The 18,993-nt window shown below is 49.4% G+C and carries 14 protein-coding genes; 11 read left to right on the top strand and 3 right to left on the bottom strand.

Annotation, left to right across the window (positions count from 1 at the left end):
* Positions 1-21 precede the first annotated feature (21 nt).
* Positions 22-2,043 carry an ABC transporter ATP-binding protein gene (locus E0496_RS05180; RefSeq protein WP_141500592.1) on the top strand — a complete coding sequence of 674 codons (2,022 nt, stop codon included), beginning with the start codon at positions 22-24 and terminating at the stop codon, positions 2,041-2,043.
* Positions 2,044-2,207: 164 nt separating this feature from the next.
* Here E0496_RS05180 and E0496_RS05175 read toward each other — a convergent pair whose 3' ends face one another.
* A complete protein-coding gene (locus E0496_RS05175; protein WP_141500591.1) occupies positions 2,208-3,953 on the bottom strand; it encodes a methyl-accepting chemotaxis protein in 1,746 nt (581 codons plus the stop codon).
* A gap of 334 nt (positions 3,954-4,287) precedes the next feature.
* On the opposite strand from E0496_RS05175, the gene E0496_RS05170 reads away from it, so the two are divergent.
* Entirely contained in the window at positions 4,288-5,496 is a 1,209-nt protein-coding gene (locus E0496_RS05170) for a hypothetical protein (protein ID WP_206669712.1), read from the top strand.
* Positions 5,497-5,589: 93 nt separating this feature from the next.
* Here the strand turns inward: E0496_RS05170 and E0496_RS05165 are convergent, their stop codons facing one another.
* A complete protein-coding gene (locus tag E0496_RS05165) occupies positions 5,590-8,244 on the bottom strand; it encodes a putative bifunctional diguanylate cyclase/phosphodiesterase (protein WP_141500589.1) in 2,655 nt (884 codons plus the stop codon).
* Between the two features lie 255 nt (positions 8,245-8,499).
* On the opposite strand from E0496_RS05165, the gene E0496_RS05160 reads away from it, so the two are divergent.
* Together E0496_RS05160 and E0496_RS05155 are read left to right on the top strand one after the other, a co-directional pair.
* A complete protein-coding gene (locus tag E0496_RS05160; protein WP_338325822.1) occupies positions 8,500-8,946 on the top strand; it encodes a MarR family transcriptional regulator in 447 nt (148 codons plus the stop codon).
* A 28-nt stretch (positions 8,947-8,974) separates the two neighbouring features.
* The gene (locus E0496_RS05155) at positions 8,975-12,190 is read left to right on the top strand and encodes an MMPL family transporter (RefSeq protein WP_141500587.1); all 3,216 of its coding nucleotides are present in this window, start codon (positions 8,975-8,977) and stop codon (positions 12,188-12,190) included.
* Between the two features lie 84 nt (positions 12,191-12,274).
* Here the strand turns inward: E0496_RS05155 and E0496_RS05150 are convergent, their stop codons facing one another.
* Entirely contained in the window at positions 12,275-12,877 is a 603-nt protein-coding gene (locus E0496_RS05150) for a PadR family transcriptional regulator (RefSeq protein ID WP_141500586.1), read from the bottom strand.
* 242 nt (positions 12,878-13,119) lie between these two features.
* Here E0496_RS05150 and E0496_RS05145 point away from each other — a divergent pair, with 242 nt between their 5' ends.
* From E0496_RS05145 to bcp, 7 genes are all read left to right on the top strand, one after another.
* A complete protein-coding gene (locus E0496_RS05145) occupies positions 13,120-13,425 on the top strand; it encodes a hypothetical protein (protein ID WP_206669711.1) in 306 nt (101 codons plus the stop codon).
* Positions 13,426-14,418 carry an FAD:protein FMN transferase gene (locus E0496_RS05140; protein ID WP_141500584.1) on the top strand — a complete coding sequence of 331 codons (993 nt, stop codon included), beginning with the start codon at positions 13,426-13,428 and terminating at the stop codon, positions 14,416-14,418.
* Positions 14,411-14,965, top strand: a complete 555-nt coding sequence (locus E0496_RS05135) for a ferric reductase-like transmembrane domain-containing protein (protein ID WP_141500583.1) — start codon at positions 14,411-14,413, stop codon at positions 14,963-14,965. Before E0496_RS05140 ends, E0496_RS05135 begins: the two co-directional genes overlap by 8 nt.
* 159 nt (positions 14,966-15,124) lie before the next feature.
* Positions 15,125-16,450 carry an ABC transporter substrate-binding protein gene (locus E0496_RS05130; protein WP_206669710.1) on the top strand — a complete coding sequence of 442 codons (1,326 nt, stop codon included), beginning with the start codon at positions 15,125-15,127 and terminating at the stop codon, positions 16,448-16,450.
* A gap of 316 nt (positions 16,451-16,766) precedes the next feature.
* A complete protein-coding gene (locus E0496_RS05125) occupies positions 16,767-17,825 on the top strand; it encodes an asparaginase (protein WP_161601318.1) in 1,059 nt (352 codons plus the stop codon).
* Position 17,826: 1 nt separating this feature from the next.
* Positions 17,827-18,507: a VOC family protein gene (locus E0496_RS05120; RefSeq protein ID WP_161601317.1), complete on the top strand. Its 681-nt coding sequence runs from the start codon at positions 17,827-17,829 to the stop codon at positions 18,505-18,507.
* 14 nt (positions 18,508-18,521) lie between these two features.
* Positions 18,522-18,992, top strand: coding sequence for a thioredoxin-dependent thiol peroxidase (bcp, locus tag E0496_RS05115; RefSeq protein ID WP_141500579.1), 471 nt, complete (start codon positions 18,522-18,524; stop codon positions 18,990-18,992).
* Position 18,993: the final 1 nt, after the last annotated feature.

Here is an 18,993-nt window from a genome sequence, read left to right as displayed (position 1 = left end):
GAAATTGGAGCGTGAAAAACAATGGGCACTACAGGAAAACGATTGTTTCAATACGCCATGCTTTATAAAAAACCGATCATGCTTGCGCTTCTGCTGCTTATCTTAGCGGTATGCGCTGAGCTTGCCGGGCCGCTGATCGCCAAACGGATGATTGACCAAAATATTCTCGGTATCGAGAAGAAGTGGCATGAGGTTGAGGGCAAGCAAGATTTTGCAGTCCTTTATAAAGATACATGGTATAAGCGCGAAGATCACTTTGCAGCTTCCGAAGTGAAGGGCAAAGAGGTTCGCGTGCTGCAGGTAGGACGCCAGTTTTATTGGCTGAATGATACGCTTGTCTCTGATCAGGGCAAGCGCACGGTCGAGGGGAATACGTTGACCGTCACAGATAAGGACACGGGGGAGCAAGCCGTATATCCGGTAACAAAGCTTACGAATCCGGAGCTCTACTCGTTCTATAAACCGGAATTCCCTTCATTAATGAAACTAGCCTTTATGTATTTTGGTTTCTTGCTGCTGGTCGCAGTCTTTACTTACGGACAGCGTCTTATGCTGCAAACGTCGGCGAACCGGATTGTTCGCAAGCTGCGTACCGATATTTTTGCGCATACGCAGCGGCTGCCCGTCAATTATTACGATAACTTATCGGCAGGTCAGGTTGTCTCTCGTGTCACTAACGATACAGAGGCGATACGTGAACTGTACGTTTCGGTTCTGGCAAACTTCTTCACAGGCATTATTTATATGGCGGCTATTTATGGCGCGCTGTTCCTGCTGGATGTCCGGCTTGCGCTTATTGCGCTTCCGCTCATACCGATTCTGATTATCTGGATTGTCGTCTACCGCAAATTCGCGGCCAAGTACAACCGGATTATTCGCTCGAAGCTTAGCGAAATTAACGGTATGATCAATGAATCCATTCAAGGGATGACGATCATTCAAGCCTTCCGCCGCCAGAAGGAGACGACGAAGGAATTCGATGAAATGAACGAGCATTATTACAAGTACCAGAATAAACTGCTCAGCCTCAATTCCATTACGTCGCATAACCTTGTCAACGTCGTTCGAAATATTTTGTTCCTAATCGTACTCTGGATGTTCTGGGGCGATTCGCTCCGGGGCGCGGTATCGGTTGGTGTGCTGTATGCGTTCGTTGATTACATGAACCGGATGTTTGCGCCAATCGTCGGCATCGTTAATCAGCTTTCGAATCTCGAAACGGCACGTGTCTCTGCTGAGCGCGTATTTAAGCTGATGGACGAGGAAGGTATCGATATCGTACCTGGCAAGATGGAGCGCTACAAAGGCGAAGTCAAATTCGAGGACGTTTCGTTTGCCTACAAGAAGGACGAATATGTGCTCAAACATATTTCCTTCCATGCCCGCCAAGGCCAGACTGTCGCGCTGGTCGGTCATACCGGCTCGGGTAAAAGCTCGATTCTGAACCTGTTGTTTCGTTTCTATGATTCGAATGAGGGGAAGATCATCGTCGACGGCACGGATGTACGCGATATTCCGAAGCAGCTGCTTCGCCAGCATATGGGCATTGTACTGCAGGACCCGTTCCTCTTTACGGGTACGATCGCTTCCAATATTAGTTTGGATAACCCGGAGATTAGCCGTGAGAAGATTGAACAGTCGCTCCGCGATGTCGGTGCGTATGAGATGTTCAGCCAACTGACAGGTGGCATAGATGCACCGGTTATCGAGAAGGGCAGCACGCTATCCGCGGGTCAGCGGCAGCTCATTTCCTTCGCGAGAGCGCTAGCCTATGATCCGGCGATTCTTATTTTGGATGAAGCGACAGCCAGCATTGATACGGAAACAGAAGCGATCATTCAAGAGGCGCTTGATGTGCTCAAAAAAGGACGGACAACGTTTGTTATCGCGCATCGCCTGTCTACGATCCGCAACGCGGATCAAATTCTGGTGCTGGATCGCGGCGTTATCGTAGAGCGCGGCAACCACGACGAGCTGATGGAACAGCGCGGCAAATATTTCGCGATGTACCAGTTGCAGCTTGGAGCGGCACTTCCCGCGTAAAGGCAACGAAAAAGAAGGCAAACGGGATCATGCCCGTTTGCCTTCTATTTGCAGATATAAGTCTTTATATGTTTTACACGATAAAGAAGCCTTATATTTCTGCGAGAAACGGATCGCCACCTCGTGCAGAGGACGGCGAAGCCGTTTCTTCTTATTTTATCTGCTTAGGTTTTGAAACGGCCGATAGCTTCATTCAGGCTAGAAGCCAAGTTGCGCAGCTGCTCGGACGAGCTGGCGACTTCCTGCATGGAGGCAAGCTGCTCTTCCGATGCAGCAGCCACGCGCTGCGAGTTGCCAGCAGCGCTGGCTGTGATCGTCTCCAGTTCATCCAGTGAAGCGGCAATCTGCTCGCTGCCAGCCGACATTTGCTCGGACGCTGCAGATACTTCCTGCACCTGGCTGGAAACATCGCGGATAGACGTGACGATCGTGCGGAACGACTCGCCAGCTTGGCTGGACACGGTCGAACCCACGCGAGCCGCTTCTACGGATTGCTCCATGGAAGAAACAGCTGTCGAGGTGTAGCTGCCAATGCTGTGCAGAATGGTCCCGATTTGTTCGGACGACTCTTTCGACCGCTCAGCAAGCTTGCGGATTTCATGAGCTACGACAGCGAAGCCTTTGCCGTGCTCGCCAGCACGCGCTGCTTCGATGGAAGCATTCAGCGCAAGCAGGTTCGTCTGATTCGCGACATCACCGATTAAGCCGAGAATGCTGCCTATTTTATCGCTTTGCTCTTTCAGTTCGTGCAAGGTTGCTACCGTAGAGACGACATTGTTCTCAATCGTTTGCATTTGCTGGAGCGTCTGCTCGATAACGGTTTCGCCTTCTGAAGCAAGTGCGGTCGTCTCGGCTGCGAGATCGGATACGGAAGAGGAGGATTCAGCGATCCGCTGAATGCCGATCGTCATTTCCGTCATCGCCCGCTGGCACTCTTGGAAGCTTTGCAGCTGCGTTTCTGAGCCGGAGGCCACTTCTTGGATGGCTTCGGTTACTTCCTCCGTTGCCCGCGACGTTTGCTCTGCGCTTTGCTGCATATTGAAAGCTGATCCAGCCACTTCGTCTGAAGTCGTGCGAATATTGCTGGTGAGCTGGCGCAGGCTGGCGATCATTTCGTTAAATGCCATGGATACCTGGCTGATTTCATTGTTCCCTTTCACGGCAACGGCAAGCGTCAAGTCCCCTTTGGCCGCCAGCGAGGAAACTTCAGCAAGCCTCTTAAGAGGCCTCAACACCATACGGATGAGAGCGATAATAATACCGATGGCGATGGCGGACAAGAGAACGGCAATGCCGATGCTTTGCCATAACATTGCGGACATAGCATCATTTATTTTTTTATAGTCTATATCGATACCGAATAAACCGATGAATCGGCCGTTAGGAGTTTCAACTTTAGAGAGATAGGTTACCCACTCTCCAAAAGCGTCCACTACAGGAGCAGTCACGACAGAGCCGTTGTCCATCGCCTTGTGTACGTCCTCTTGGAAGGCTGGCGTTAGCTCATAGTCCTGGCCGGGCCCAAGGCCTGCGGCATTCAGCTCCTCGTTGCTTTGAATTACTTTCAGATAGGACTTTCCGTCTTTCTCAATGATGTCAGGCATGTAGACGTAAGCATTGGATACGATATCATTTTTGATCATCACGTCAAGCTGCAGCTTGAGAAGCTTGAAGTTGTCGTTGTTCGTGTCATTTCCAGCCGTAATTTCTTTGTTGCCAAATGCAAGCAGATCATGGGCAGCTTCCATTTGATAACTAAGTGTTTGACCAATCCGTTCGATTTCAGCTAAATAGTTTTTTTTCTGCGTGTTATAGGACAAATATTCGGTCACGCCAATAACCATAACTAATAGAAGGGCTAATACGATAGAGCTGGTAACGACTAAGCTTTTGTCTTTCAAACGTAACATGGGACCACACCTCTTAATTATTAGTTAGTTATGATAGTATATCGTCGAATAATGTCGAAAAATGTAGACATAAGCATATTTCCATTTTTCGACAGTACATGATGTCCAATCTGTTCTCACAATATCAAATTAATGTTAGAAAAGTGTTCAATTATAGAAGAATGAGATAAATAATTCGTGTTATTTCAAATTAGCGCTGTCGATAAATAGCAAATCGTGTATGAGAATTTCTCCTATTCAGCCAACTTTCAGCGGGTTTTAAAGAAGCCTTAAGTATTTGTGGTTATGCTAGGTCTTGTAACAACAAATCGAAAGTGAGAGGTGGAATTAAATGATGAATAAAGCGAAAGCAATCACAGCAGGTGCCATTGCACTAACTTTGGCACTTGGAGGCGGAAGCCTATGGGCAGGCCAGCTTGTTAATGCGGCTGCTGCAAGCAGCGGTAAACCGGCACTGCAAAGCACACAGTCAGACAATGGTGCAGCTAAGAAGGATCGTGCAGATAAACGCGGCGGCTTCGGACGCGGCTTTGAACAAATACAAGAACAATTGACCACTTACTTAGGAGTGGATGAAGCAGCGCTTCAGACGAAGCTGGAGACCTTGACGCTCTCGGAGATCGCAGTGGAACAAGGCAAAACACGCGCTGAGCTGAAGGAGAAGCTAGTGGAATGGCTGGAAGCTGCGGCACCTGCGAAGACGGAAGCCGGGACTACGACCGATGCAGATCAACAAACGGATGCGGGGAAACAGCTGACTAAGCCAGATGCTGCTACTATCGCAGAGAAATTGCTTGATTCCAAAGGCTTTGGCTTTGGCAAGCAGGGCGGGGGAGGCGGCAAAGGCGGCTTTGGTCAAAATCTTACAGCAGCCGCTGCTGTGCTCGGCCTAACTGCGGATGAACTGAAAGCAGAACAGGAATCGGGCAAGACGCTCGCCGCTGTTGCAACCGAGAAGGGCATTGAGGTGCAAACAGTCATTGATGCGCTTGTGAGCGAGCAGAAAACGAAGCTGGACGCTGAGCTGGCAGCGGGTTCCCTTACGCAGGACCAATATGATTCGAAGTTTGAAAAGGCGGTTGAACATGCAACGCAGCATGTCAATGGCTTGCTGCCGCAGCGAGGTGAAGGCGGCAGGGGCGGCTTTGGAGGAGGCAACCTGGATGTTTTTGCGACAGCGCTAGGCTTAACAGAGGACGAGCTGAAGGCGGAGCTTGAGTCTGGCAAGACGCTTGCGGCTATTGCAGCAGAGAAGGGCATTGCTGTCCAAACGCTGATCGATCTGAACATAAAGGATAAACAAGCCAAGTTGGCTGAGCAACTGGCAGCGGGTACGATTACGCAGGAGCAGTACGATACAAAGCTTGAAGAAGCAACAGAGCGTGCGACTAAACAAGTGAATGGCGAGCTCCCTGCGCGTGGTGAGAACGGGGGCAAAGGCGGTCATGGCGGCAAAGGACCGCGCGGAGAACGTCCGGATGGCGCTGCTCCACAGGCGACAACAGGCACGGATGCAGCGGAGACGGATTCTTCCAACGCATAGGCCTCCGTTTAAGTTAAACATGGGATTGCTATCCCAGATATAGGGAAAAAGGAGCTGTCTCTTAAGGTCATCGACCGAGAGACGGCTCCTTTTCTAATGTTGTGTTGGTATTTCAACATGCGTGCTGAGCATAAGCGCGAGCTCTTGCGGGGGGAGCGGCCTGCTGAAAAGATAACCCTGCAGCTCATCGCATTGCAGCTCCTTGCAGAACCTCGATTCGTCGTCGGTCTCTACGCCCTCAGCGACTACTTTCATATTCATGCTATGAATCAATTGAATAATCGCTTTGACAATCGAAGATTTCTTCTCGTCGCTTGTAATACCTTGAATGAATGAGCGATCGAGCTTAACGTCCGAGATCGGCAATCGTTGAAGCTGATTCAGGGAGGAATAGCCTGTGCCGAAATCATCAATGGAAATTTGGATGCCTAGAGCGCGAAGGTATTGAATGGTCTCAATGACCTGCTCCATATTTTGCATAAATACGCCTTCTGTAATTTCTAGACTGACATATTGCGGTTCAAGTCCGGTATCCTTCAAAGCCTGCACAATCATTTCGGACAACTGCCCTTGATAGAAATGTCTCGCTGATATGTTCACCGATACGCATATCCGCTGCAAGCCGGCATCCTGCCAAGCTTTATTTTGACGGCATGCCTCACGGAAGACCCAACTGTCGATTTCTAAAATAAATCCTGATTGTTCTGCAAGCGGGATGAACTTATCCGGCGGAACCATGCCAAGCTCTGGATGCCGCCAACGGATGAGCGCTTCAATCCCACATAGCTCGCCGGTAGCCGCATTCATTTTAGGCTGATAGTGCAGGGAGAACTGATTTTGTTGAAGTGCAGGGTACAATTCATTTTCCAGCTGCATTTTCTCGGTCATTGTGGAAACAAGCTGTGGCGTAAACAGGCGGTAGCAGCCATCTCCCTGCTCCTTGGCGCTGTACATGGCAATATCGGCATTGCTAATGATCGTATCCATGTTGTCGCCATCTTGCGGATAATGGCTGATGCCTACACTTACCGTTAGAAAGAGCCGTGCCTCAGCCAACACAAAGGGCTCGTTAAAGGAATCCACGACCGCTTGCCCTTTAACACGGATAGCAGCTTCATCCTCATAATGCCCCACGAATACAAATTCATCACCGCCCAATCGGAAAACCTTGCAATCCTGCAGTGCTGCGGCTTCGAAGCGCTCTGCCGCCTTCTGCAGCAATTGATCGCCAACCGCATGGCCGAGTGTGTCGTTAATTTGCTTGAATCGGTTAATATCAGCGAACATGACAGCTATCGGCTTATTGAATCGGGCATAGTTATCAATCATTTCTTGTACATACAGGGTGAATTGCAAGCGGTTAGGCAGCCCAGTCAGCATATCGGAATAAGCAAGCTGGTGAAGCCGCTCTTCTGACTGCTGCAGCATGATGGCCTGGGCTTCAAGCCTTTCATTGCTATTTCTTGCCTCTTGAAACAGATGAATGAGATTGGTCGACATTTGCTTGAAATTGACAATTAACGATTGAATTTCTACGAAGCCGCTGGCAGGCCACACAACAGTATCTGATTTTTCAAGAGTGAGCGGTAGATCGGTAGTGACCGCAGCCAACCGCTGCAGGCTTTGAGAAAGCCAACGGTTAATTAAATAAGCGAGAATAGCCGCAAAGATGGCAAGGCCGATTAAGTAGTAGAAATGCGTTAAATATTTAGAAAATAAATAGTTCTGATAATGTTTGATCGGCAGTTCAATATACATTTGAAAACCGCTGGCCGAGACGTTGTCTTTGTAAACAAATTGCCCGTCATGCCAGGTTTGCAACTCCAATGAATACTTTTTTTCTGGCGGCATGGTTAGCAGCAATTGCGGGTTGACGATAGTTGTTCGGCTATCGGCTTCGTAATGGAGGAGTTGACCGACTAGGCTGGTACGGCTTGATGCTACAACGGTATAAGTAGAATTGGTAAAGCTAATGACAAGGTCGCTAGGCGAGCTTTGCAGCAGGCTTTGGAGGAAGCGAGCTTGTTCTTGGACGGTTATGCCGCTGTTCATAGGCTGCCACTCGTTCCAGATGTTTAGGATGCGATTGGCTTCACTTGAGGAAAGGCGCTGGGCGTACATACACGCTTCTTTGAAGGAGCTGAGGCTGTTTACATAGATATTGAGCAAGAAGGATAGGAATACGATGCCAAGGGAGAAATGAAAAAGCACCCTGCTGAACGAGCGGGGCCGGCGATTGTCGAAGGCGAAGCCACTCCATTTGCGCAGAGGGAAGTACTGCTGAATCATTTCGGCGAACAAGGCATTGAACATGCCATTCAGAGCGATGATACAGGTAATCAAGATCAAATCTTTCGAGGCAAGTGTAGAATTGGCAGCATGAAGACCATATGCGGTTGGCATGCCGATCAGGAGCCAGAATGCAGCGTCAAGCCGGAATAGGCGGTTTTTGAATCTGCTCAGGAAGAGGCCGATTACGGCGGCTTCGACCAATAATAGAAGATGATAAGCGGGTTGGTCAAAAAGGAAGATTCCGATGCAGGGCACAACCGTTGCTGTAAGCAGTCCTGGTACGAAACCGAAGATGCGTAAGCCAAGCAGCACAAACAGGCTGGTTAAGGAAAACGTGATCCCATACAAAAATTGGAGATGACTGGATTCGGATGCTAGTGCAAGCAGTAGTAATAGTGTAAATGCGAAAGCAATCGTACGGGGTTTATTTTGCTGCTGAAGAAAAGGGTTGCTCACCTGCTGCGGCCTCCTGAATGTGCTTTTGAATATTTTTCCTATTATTCGACATTATTTTTGGAAATCCTGCTTGCTAAAAGGATAAGCCGTAGGAATTGAATCGTTTGTAAAACGATACCTATTCCATTATTGTTCACGATACGTTCAAAACTATGGCGTTGCGTTCAATATATTCATTTGATATAGTTCTATTGTAGAACTATTCTATAATAGAATTAAATTTGTGGTTTGGCTTCATCGGCCACTAAGGAGGACATGAGTGTGGATCGAGCGTTATTGAAACAAATGATCGATCGCTATGAGGCGGCCAACTTCCTCGTTAACCGTCGGTTAAACGCGATGATCCGCGAGCTGATGCCGGATGATCTGACGGTTGACCAGTTCTCAACGCTTCGCTACTTACGTTCGAGGGAGAGGTGCACATCTTCTGAGCTTGCGGACATTTTCTGCGTAGGCAAAAGCTCCATAACTGCCATTATTACGAGACTGTTTGACAAGAATCTCATTCAGCGCATGCCAGATGAGAAGGACCGCCGTGTGATCTATTTGGCGCTAACCGAGGATGGTCAGCAGATTTGCGACAGGATGGAGGAAAAGATTCAAGTGCTTCTTGCTAAGTATATGAATCGTTTTGAAGAGCAAGAAGCCATTTTCTTTATAGAAACCTTCGAGAGGCTTGCGGGGGAATTAATGAAACCTTAGTTAGATTTGACGTGGAGGGAGAACAAAGATGAGGACTGTATTGAAATTTAGGTGGCTGGTGCTAGCACTGTGGCTGGTAGCTGCTACTTTGCTCATGCTTTCGGCACCAGGCATGGAGGAGCTTGTTCGCACGAAGGGCCAGATTAACGTGCCTGATGGCTATTCCTCAACGATAGCCAATGAATTGGAGAAAGCCGTTGGCACAAGCGAGGGAGCCGGAGCGAGCACCGGAATGGCGACCGTGCTTGTATTCCATAAGGACGGCGGTTTGTCAGATACGGATATCGCAGAGGTGAAAAGCGGTGTCGACAAGCTAAAGAGCGATGGGGAATCCATCGGTGTCCTATCGGTTACGACTCACTTTGATACCAAAGAGTTGGAAGAGCAAATGGTATCCGAGGATGGCAGCACTATTCTTGCGCTCGTGAACGTAGAAGCAGGCGACCGTGAACTGGCGGAGCTGCGGGATGGACTGTACGAGGCCATTTCAGACGTGAAAGTGGAGCATTATTACACCGGTAACTGGCTCATTTCTGAGGACGTTGTCCAAAGCTCGCAGGAAGGGCTTAAGAAAACCGAATTTATTACGTTAGGCTTTATCCTCATTATTTTGTTTGTGGTCTTCCGTTCGGCGGTCGCGCCGCTCGTACCGCTTGTAGCGGTCGGTTTTACGTACTTAATTTCGCAATCGATCATAGCGTTCCTGGTTGAATATTTCGACTTTCCGCTGTCCAACTTCACGCAAATTTTCTTGGTTGCGGTATTGTTCGGAATCGGGACAGATTACTGCATCCTGCTCATCAGCCGCTTTAAGGAAGAGCTTACTCATAGTGGCGGCGATAAGACGGAGGCCATTGTTAATACGTACCGCACAGCGGGCAGGACTGTCTTGTTTTCAGGCTTGGCCGTGCTGGTCGGCTTCGCGGCGATTGGTTTCTCCACCTTTATGCTTTACCGCTCGGCGGTTGCCGTCGCGGTCGGCGTTGCCATTTTGCTAGTAGCGTTGTTTACGATCGTGCCGTTCTTTATGGCTGTACTTGGCACAAAGCTGTTTTGGCCGGCGAAGGGCTCTCTGGAGCATAAGCCAAGCAAGCTCTGGGGATCGGTCGGCAAATTTTCACTGAAACGCCCTTTATGGGCACTCATTATATTAGCCGTTATTATCGTTCCGTTCCTGACAGCCTATAAAGGGACAATTTCTTTTAACTCATTAGACGAGATTGGGGATAAATACGATTCCGTTAAAGCATTTAATCTCATCTCAGACAACTTTGGGCCTGGAGATTCGCTTCCGACCACGGTTATCGTTAAAACAGATAAACCATTGGATACGCCTGAAGGGCTTGCAGTGTTGGAGCAAGTCAGCCGCGAGCTGGCGAATACGGAGGGCGTTAAAGCAGTACGCAGCGCCACTCGTCCAACTGGTGAGGTGATGGAGCAATTCCTTGTTTCGGACCAAGTGGTTACTCTCGAGGATGGTCTTGGCCAAAGCGGGGAAGGTTTAGGGAAGATCGGAGATGGGCTTTCTGAGGCTAGCAGCGCGCTGAGCGAGAATGCGCCGAAGCTGAATGAAGCCGTTGATGGTGCCGGACAGCTCGTTGAGGGCACGAATAAGCTTAAGGACGGGGTCGTACAGCTGGGCGATGGTTTGAAGCGCATCCAGCAAGGCTTACAGGACGGCTCCGCTGGCGCAGGTGAGCTTAGCGAAGGGCTGAAGCAAGCACAGGCTAGCGCGGAACAATTAGCAGGCGCAAGCCGCCAATTACAGACCAGTTATGAGCAGCTAGGCGGAGGCCTTGGTCAGTTGACGGGCGCTTATACGACAATCGCTGCTGAGCAATCGAAGTTTGCAGATGGCTTATCGGGGGTAGAGCAAGGGCTGTCGGGCCTTCAGGAGAGTTATCCTGAGCTGCAGGATGATGAGAGTTTTAAGCAAGCGTTAAGCACCTTGACCCAGCTGCAAGCGGGAGCAACCGCAATCAGTGGACAATTGACTCAACTAAATGAACAGCTTTCCGGCATTTCTTCGGGCATGACGCAGGCAAATGCCGGCTTCTTGCAGGCAGCAGAAGGCCAATCGGCGCTTGCTGCGGGTCTTGGCAAGCTGGCAGAAGGCCTATCGGAGCTGCAAAAAGGGATTGCGCAAGCGGCCGCAGGCCAAGGGCAAATTGTCTCGAAGCTGCCAAGCGTAACGCAAGGATTTAATGAGCTAACCGATGGTCAAAAAGAGCTTCAAGCCGGATTTGCTTCACTAAACGATCAGCTTGGCGAGCTTACGAGCGGGCTTGATCAAAGCGTAGACGGCTTAACTCAAGTAACGGATGGACTGAATTCGGCAGGCGGCTACCTGAATGGGCTAGCGGGATCGCCGAATAAACAGATGACAGGCTGGTACATTCCAGAAGAAGCGATTGCGAACGAGGAGTTCCAAACGGCGCTTAATGTGTATATGTCAGAGGATCGCCAGACAGCGAAATTCGAAGTCATATTTGGCAGCAATCCTTATTCGCAAGAAACGATGGCGCAAATCGATGGGCTTGAAGCAGCTGTAAACCGCGCGATTCAAAGCACGGATTACAGCGGAGCGCAGGTCGCAATTGGTGGCGTAACGAGCATGAACAATGATTTAAGCAATATATCGAAAGCTGACTACTCGCGTACGGTTGTACTGATGCTGATCGGAATTTCAATTATATTGATCATTCTCTTCCGTTCGATTGTCATGCCGCTTTATATGATTGCATCGCTGCTGCTTACTTACTATTCGTCATTAGCGATTGCAGAGGTCATATTCGTAAGGCTGCTTGGACAGTCAGGCATTAGCTGGGCGGTTCCGTTCTTCGGCTTCGTCATGCTGGTGGCGCTTGGAATCGACTATAGTATATTCTTGATGGATCGATTCAAGGAATACCGCCACCTCTCACCTCAGGAAGCGATTCTTGAAGCGATGAAAAACATGGGTACGGTCATTATGTCGGCTGCCGTCATCCTAGGCGGAACATTTGCTGCGATGCTGCCTTCGGGCGTGATGTCGCTTCTACAAATTGCAACTATCGTACTTTGTGGATTGTTTATGTACGCCTTGCTTATGCTGCCGTTATTCATTCCAGTCATGGTACGTACGTTCGGGCAGGCCAACTGGTGGCCGTTCATGGGACGCAAACCGGATGCGGAGCAGGATAAACGCATGCATGGGGGACAAACGCTGAAAGGCCAGCAAGTCTCACATGATTCAACCCACTAATACATGAAAAATAGGATTACCCAAGGTCTATGCGTTAATGACCTTGCGGTAATCCTTTTTTTATTCCGTTGATTCAACCTCAGCTTAATGCTGCTTAGCATGATGCTCCTGTTCATGTCCGGTTAGAAATTCATTGATTTGCAACTGCTGCTCGTAAAGCAGAAGCTGCAGCTGCTCGGCACGTTCCTTGCAAGCAGAGGCTTCCTGCTCAGCTCGGGTAACCAGCCGCAGCAAATCATAGGTTTCACTCGATAAACCGAGCTTTAACCGTACTTTTTCGATGCGAAAGGCTTCAGCTTCTGGCGCTCTGCTGCCGTCCTCTGACTTACCGCGTTTTGTATTCTCCGGTAACATCAATAATCCGGAGCGTCCCAGCTCCGTAATGCTATATACTTTTTTGCCCGATTCCTCTAGACGGAAGGTGATAAATCCGCTTGCTTCGAGCATTTGCAACGTGGGGTAAATCGAACCAGCGCTTGGCGAATAAAGTCCGCCTGATTGCTCCTTCAATATTTTCATCATCTGGTAGCCGTGCATAGATTCATTCTCAAGCAGCTTCAACAGCGCAAATTTGACGCCGCCGCGTCCAAAATAACGTTTGCCGCCACTGCTGTGCCGATGACCATCCGATGCTCCAGGACGCTTCGTTTGCTGTGCTCCAAAACGAGCAGTTTGTGATTTTATCATAAAGAGTCACCTCATTCTTTTATCATATGGCACTCAGCTAAGTAAAGAAGGCTTCTTCTACTACAGCATTGACAATGATTATTATTATTATTTACAAAAGCAAAAATATTATTGAATTTTGAAGTTGCTTTTACCCTGCTTTAACCTGATTTTCAGAATGCCGGTTTATACTTTTCCTTAATTCGATTGATATAACAGTTATAAAAGGGACGGTGAAGCTGGAGATGAATTCATCTAAGCTAATGAAATGGCAGCTGGGGGCCTGTGGAGCGTTTGCTGTTTTTCTCGTGTTTGGATCCGTGCAGAACAGCCAGGCTTTTCAACAAGCGTACGCGCAGAAGGTTGGCGATAGCACCAGTTCATCTTTAAGTCAGCAGCTCGAGGATGAGGATGCGATCGTGGAGGATTGGGCGCAGCGGCAGCCTGTGGGCAGAACCCGGCAATATAGTGAAAGCAGAGGCAATGGCAGCTGGTCTACGGAACCGGAGGCAGATTCGAGTGAGAGCTCCGGCGGCAGCGGCATGCGGTCTCAGACGGGGCGTTCGTAGATGAATAATCGGACAGCAATTCACTTTCGGGCCATGAATACGGACGTTGAGGCCATCCTCATTCACAACTCAGACGCTCAGTCACCGGGCAATGCAGAGGACAATTCTGAGGCAGGCGAGTACGCAGCATTCGTTAAGCAGTGGTTTCTGGATATGGAGAACAGACTTAGCCGGTTTCGTGCGAATAGCGAACTGAGCCAGCTCAATCGCTCTGCCGGCAGTTGGCAGCTTGTCTCTCCTCTTTTGTTTCAAATTTTAGCTGAAGCCAATAAGTATCGAATGCTCACGGGAGGTCTGTTCAACGTTCATATGTTAAAGGCGCTTGAAGCAGCGGGATACAACCAAACCTTCGAACATATCGGTCATATCCAAGCCTATCCAATCATCAGCAGTTGTCCAGCGACAAGCGATACGCTGCTGGAAATGAACGCAGGGATGAAGGCAGTAAGGCTTCAGCGAGGCGCAGAGGTTGATTTAGGCGGCATTGCAAAGAGCTGGTCTGCTCGAAAGCTTGCCGACTGGCTGCGTCGCAAACGCGGCGTTCAGGCTGGGATGATTAACGCAGGCGGCGATGCGGCAGTCTGGGATGTGCGAAGCGACAGCACGCCGGCTGAGCTGCGGATTCAAAATCCATGGGATCCCGGTCGTGCGGAAGCGGTTATTTCACTTCGCAATGGAGGTGTCGCTACCTCCAGTACGCTGGGACGGAGCTGGAGTAGGCCGGACGGCTCTAGCTGCCATCATATTCTTGATCCACGCACGCTGAGGCCAAGTCGCAGTGATGTTGTACAGTGTACCATTACAGGGCCTGACGTTACGGCGTGTGAGGTGTGGGCGAAGGCGGTATGTATTGCCGGCTTAGAGGAAGGTACAGCGCTGCTGGCGACGTACGCTCCTGAATATGCGGGTTTTATGTACACCGCAGACCGTACGCTGCGCAAGCACGAAGCTTCCAGTGATCGTAAAGGGAAGGAAGGGATCGGGGATGACTGATTGGTTGATCGAATTGCCTACCTGGCAGCTTACGCGTATATTTGCGATTGCGGCTTACTTGCTGCTGTTTGGCGGGATGGCTATGGGCATGCTTTACGGCTACCCGTTCATGAAGGGAAAGAGGAAGGCAACCCTCTATAAGGCCCATATGCAATTAACGAATAGCGGCACGCTGTTAGCCTTGCTCCACATGGCAGTTTTGGTTATCGATACCTATACGCCATTCAAATGGACAGAGCTGTTGATTCCGTTTATGGCCCATGAACATCCTCTCCTGTACGGGCTGGGTACGCTGTCGTTATACGGGATGCTGCTGCTGCTCCTCACGTCAGATTTTCGCCATAAGTTCTCCCGCCGTATTTGGCTAACGATTCATTTGCTTTCCTATCCGATCTTCATCATGGCGCTTGCACACGGATTTTTCTCAGGTACGGATACCGAACTTCCCTTAATCAAAGGGATGTATGTGGCAACATTGGTGATAACGCTGCTGCTTGCAAGCGGGAGGATGCTAGTGAAGAAACCAGCCCGCCGCGCTGCTGCTTGAATGAATGGTTGTTACCGTTTTAATAACGGGCGGTTGGCTGAACTTTTTTTGAAAAAAATAGAGTAAAACGGTATTGCTTGAAGAGCAGGAAGCCGATAAATAAAGTAGAGATGGAAGAACCTTTATTGGATCGGAGGAAATGCAATGAGGCTCCGTATGATGAACAAAGCTCTGTATCTGCTCTCGTGGATGATCATGATATCAATTATAAGCAGCTGCGCGAACAACGGAGATAAACAAAGCATAGGCACGCAGACGCCTGCTCCTGATTCCGAAAAAGTGACTTTAAAGGTCGTCCAAAGCCTGATGACCCCACAGCGGACGGCAGAACTCAAGAAGCTAATCGGGCAGTTCGAACTCCAGAATGCCAATATCCGCATCCAGTTAATTACGCCGACAGAAGATAACGCGGACGATGCCATTTTAACGATGCTGGAGGATAACCAAGACATAGATATCGTAGAGGTACGTGACATAACGGCGCATACCTATGCCTCTCGCGGACTGCTGGTCAGTCTGGAGCGCTACTTGCCGGAGTGGAGCAACTATTCGCTCATTAGCGAGGATGCCAGATTGATGGCTAGGGATATTGGGGACATTACCTATTATATTCCAAATAGTCTTTACCAGGTCCAGCTCTATTACCGAAAGGATTGGTTCGACGCTAAAGCGCTTCAAGCGCCGGAGACATGGGAACAGCTTTACTTTGTCGGTAAGCAGTTGACGAAACCAGAGTTGGGCCGTTACGGCTTTGCTTTTCGCGGTGGGCCGGGTGCCGCCAATACGCTCACCAGCATGATCCAAGATTACAACGGAGATGGCGTTAGCAGCAGCGATTCCATGTTTGAGTTGGACGGGACAACAATCTTTGCCGGAGAACGAGCAGCCGAGGCGCTTGAGCTTTACCGTAAGCTTTACGTTGAGACTTCACATCCCAAATCCATAGATTGGGGATTCAACGACCAAGTAAATGCTTTCGCAAATGGCGAAGCAGCCATGCTTATTCAAGATTCGGACATCATCCCGCAAATTAGGGAAAAGCTGAAAAATAACGAGTGGGCGACGGCTCCTCTGCCAACGGGGCCCCAGGGCATATCCCACTATAACGTTGGCGCTGCCGGCTGGGGCATTGCCTTGCAGTCCAAGCATAGGGACGAGGCTTGGGCCTTCATTACGTATTTGTCCTCGGCCGAAAGCAATAGAGCTTTTGCTGATGCCGCAGGGCTCAGATCCATCTATAGCGGCGCTATCGACGATGAGAAATATTCAACGAGCCCGTATGCCCCTTATATTTTGATGGCCAATGATCCTATTCATTACAGAGGAGTCAAACGGCCGAGCCATTACACAAATTTCAGTGAGTATTACCAGATGGGAACGGAACTCGGACGGCAATATTTGCAGAATACCCTTTCTACAGAAGCCTTGCTGGAGACATTCGATGATTTCTGGCAGCGTCAAAGAAACCTGGCTAACCGCCAATAGAAGAAGAGGAGGCTCTGCCGGTATAGACGGTAGCAGCCTTTTTTTGAATTATAGAACTTACATGTTTTTCACAAAGAAATAGTCTTATATTTCTAAGAGAAACGGATAACTGCCTCTTACAGTGGTCGGTGAAGCCGTTTCTTTTTGCTGGGATTCTCAGGACGGCGGATGTGTCGTATGAAGCAGGAGACAGAGGGTACCCTGATAAGAGCAGGTAGGCAGCTTGACCAAGACCCTGTGACGCATATACGATAGATATCCATCAACCTTTATGAATGAAAGCGTAGGACTAGCGAGATGGCAAGGAGGACCGAACATGAAACCTATTTTAGTAGTATTTACCGGTGGAACCATCGGAAGCAAACGGCAAGGAGCGGGTATAGACGTTGATCAGTCAGGCGCGTATACGCTCATTGATGTCTATCGCAATAGTTCTCATAAACGGGAAGATATTGTGCTTCAAGCTGTGCAGCCTCTGAATTTATTAAGTGAAAATTTGACAACGGATGACTGGATCGCGCTGGCCACTGCACTTTGCGAGCTGGATTCAGCCCTGTATGAGGGAATTATTATAACGCATGGCTCAGATACGCTGGCATATAGTGCATCGATGATGGCTTATTTGTTTGCTGCTACGGACATTCCGATCGTTCTAACGGCAAGCAATTATCCGCTGGCGGATGAGAGAAGCAACGGGCTTCGCAATTTCGCCAATGCGATTCATTTTGTGGCTGAAAAAGGGCTGCCAGGCGTATTTGCGGTTTATGAGGATGACCAGGGCATCTCGCAGGTGTATCTCGGAACCCGAATGACCCAAGCCATCTCATTTACAGACCAATTCGGCAGCCCTTATGGCCTTACATACGGAACCATGGTGGACAAGGCCTTCCACTGGCGGGACCATCCGCGCAATCCAAAACCGGATGCACTTCTAACACGGCCAAATGCTTCTTTGGACTGGGCACCGGAAACTCTGTGTCTCGAATCCGGAATCGTCTACATCCGGCCCTATCCGGGCTTAAATTATTCGTTCTATGATTTTTCGGTAAATCGCCCAAAGGCGGTGCTCCATGACTTGCATCATTCAGGTACGGCATGTGGGATAGCGGAAGGGCCTTACTCGCTCCCTCATTTTATAACACGCTGTACTGCACTTGGCATCGATGTCTACATATGTCCGATTAAGGACCGTTCAGATGCGCTCTATTCCTCTTCTCTCCGCTTGATTGAAGCGGGTGCCATTGTAATCGAGAAGCTGTCTATCGAAGCAGCCTTAACGAAGCTCATGCTGGCATACGGCCAATTTAATGATCATGTGTCGGCAAAAGCATTCGCTACGGGCAGTACTTTGTATTACGAACACAACGAGGTGTAAAATGATTATTGAGAAGCTTGTCATCTTAACAGCGGATACTGCAAGCCTTCAACTGTTTTATACGAATAGGCTCGGCTTGACGCTTGTTCATTCGGAGAAGGACAGCTTTACGGTACGTGCAGGCTGGAGCGAGCTTACTTTCCAGGAGCCCGCAGCAGGCGCGTATCAAGGTGAGTTTTACCACTTTGCCTTTACGATCCCTGAGAACAAGCTGCCGGAAGCGAAGCAATGGATCGAATCGTTGGTGCCCATCGGCACTGAAGCTGGGATTGATATTTCCTTCAGCGAGTCGTGGAATTCACATTCCGTTTATTTTGAGGACCCAGCGGGTAATATTTTGGAGCTGATCGCGAGGCACACGATGAGCAATGGCGTAGACCGGCCCTTTGATGCCAAGCAGGATATCCTGTGCATCAGCGAGATTGGCGTGCCTACCCGCGGTGTTCCGGCAGCAGTAGATCGGTTTGCCGAGCTCGGCATTCTGACCTATAAGACGCGCAGCGACGATTTCAACCCGATTGGCGACGACAATGGCTTGCTGATGGTCGTGGAGACGGGGCGAAGGTGGCATTTTACGAACAAAACGGCTCAAAGCTTTCCGGTCCGCTTGAAGATTCAAGGTCTTCGCGAGTTGTATTTGAAGGAAGATGAAGGCGGCTTGACGATTGAAATGATAAAGTAGAGGAGAATGGACCAATGGGAGAACAGTTAAAGGTTGGCGACCAAGTTCCAAATTTCAAGTTATTAGCATCTAATGGCGAGCAGGTGGAGCTTTCCGATTATGCAGGCAAGAAGCTTGTAATCTATTTCTATCCGCGCGACATGACGCCTGGCTGCACAACGGAATCCTGCGACTTCCGTGATTTTAATGGACAATTCGGAGAAAATAATGCCGAGGTCATTGGGATAAGCCCAGATGATTTGGCTTCGCATGAGCAATTCGTTGGCAAGCATGAGCTGCCTTTCCTGCTGCTGTCGGATACCGAGCATACGGTTTCGGAGCTATTCGGCGTATGGAAGCTGCGGAGCTGGAATGGCGAGGAGTTTATGGGGATTGAGCGTTCCACCTTCTTGATCGACGAACAGGGTAAGCTTGCCAAGGAATGGCGCAGCGTAAGCGTAGACGGACATGTTCAAGAAGTGCTCCAAGCGGTGAAAAACAACTAGT

The sequence above is a fragment of the Paenibacillus luteus genome (assembly GCF_006542765.1).
Classification (GTDB): domain Bacteria; phylum Bacillota; class Bacilli; order Paenibacillales; family Paenibacillaceae; genus Pristimantibacillus; species Pristimantibacillus luteus.
The sequence above is the reverse complement of the archived record's forward strand: the minus strand, read 5'-3'. Positions and strand labels throughout refer to the sequence as shown.

Coding starts and splice junctions, on each gene's coding strand:
- E0496_RS05180 (WP_141500592.1), top strand. CDS start 22: ATGGGCACTACAGGAAAACGATTGTTTCAATACGCCATGCTTTATAAA.
- E0496_RS05175 (WP_141500591.1), bottom strand. CDS start 3,953: ATGTTACGTTTGAAAGACAAAAGCTTAGTCGTTACCAGCTCTATCGTA.
- E0496_RS05170 (WP_206669712.1), top strand. CDS start 4,288: ATGAATAAAGCGAAAGCAATCACAGCAGGTGCCATTGCACTAACTTTG.
- E0496_RS05160 (WP_338325822.1), top strand. CDS start 8,500: ATGAGTGTGGATCGAGCGTTATTGAAACAAATGATCGATCGCTATGAG.
- E0496_RS05155 (WP_141500587.1), top strand. CDS start 8,975: ATGAGGACTGTATTGAAATTTAGGTGGCTGGTGCTAGCACTGTGGCTG.
- E0496_RS05150 (WP_141500586.1), bottom strand. CDS start 12,877: ATGATAAAATCACAAACTGCTCGTTTTGGAGCACAGCAAACGAAGCGT.
- E0496_RS05145 (WP_206669711.1), top strand. CDS start 13,120: ATGAAATGGCAGCTGGGGGCCTGTGGAGCGTTTGCTGTTTTTCTCGTG.
- E0496_RS05140 (WP_141500584.1), top strand. CDS start 13,426: ATGAATAATCGGACAGCAATTCACTTTCGGGCCATGAATACGGACGTT.
- E0496_RS05135 (WP_141500583.1), top strand. CDS start 14,411: ATGACTGATTGGTTGATCGAATTGCCTACCTGGCAGCTTACGCGTATA.
- E0496_RS05130 (WP_206669710.1), top strand. CDS start 15,125: ATGAACAAAGCTCTGTATCTGCTCTCGTGGATGATCATGATATCAATT.
- E0496_RS05125 (WP_161601318.1), top strand. CDS start 16,767: ATGAAACCTATTTTAGTAGTATTTACCGGTGGAACCATCGGAAGCAAA.
- E0496_RS05120 (WP_161601317.1), top strand. CDS start 17,827: ATGATTATTGAGAAGCTTGTCATCTTAACAGCGGATACTGCAAGCCTT.
- bcp (WP_141500579.1), top strand. CDS start 18,522: ATGGGAGAACAGTTAAAGGTTGGCGACCAAGTTCCAAATTTCAAGTTA.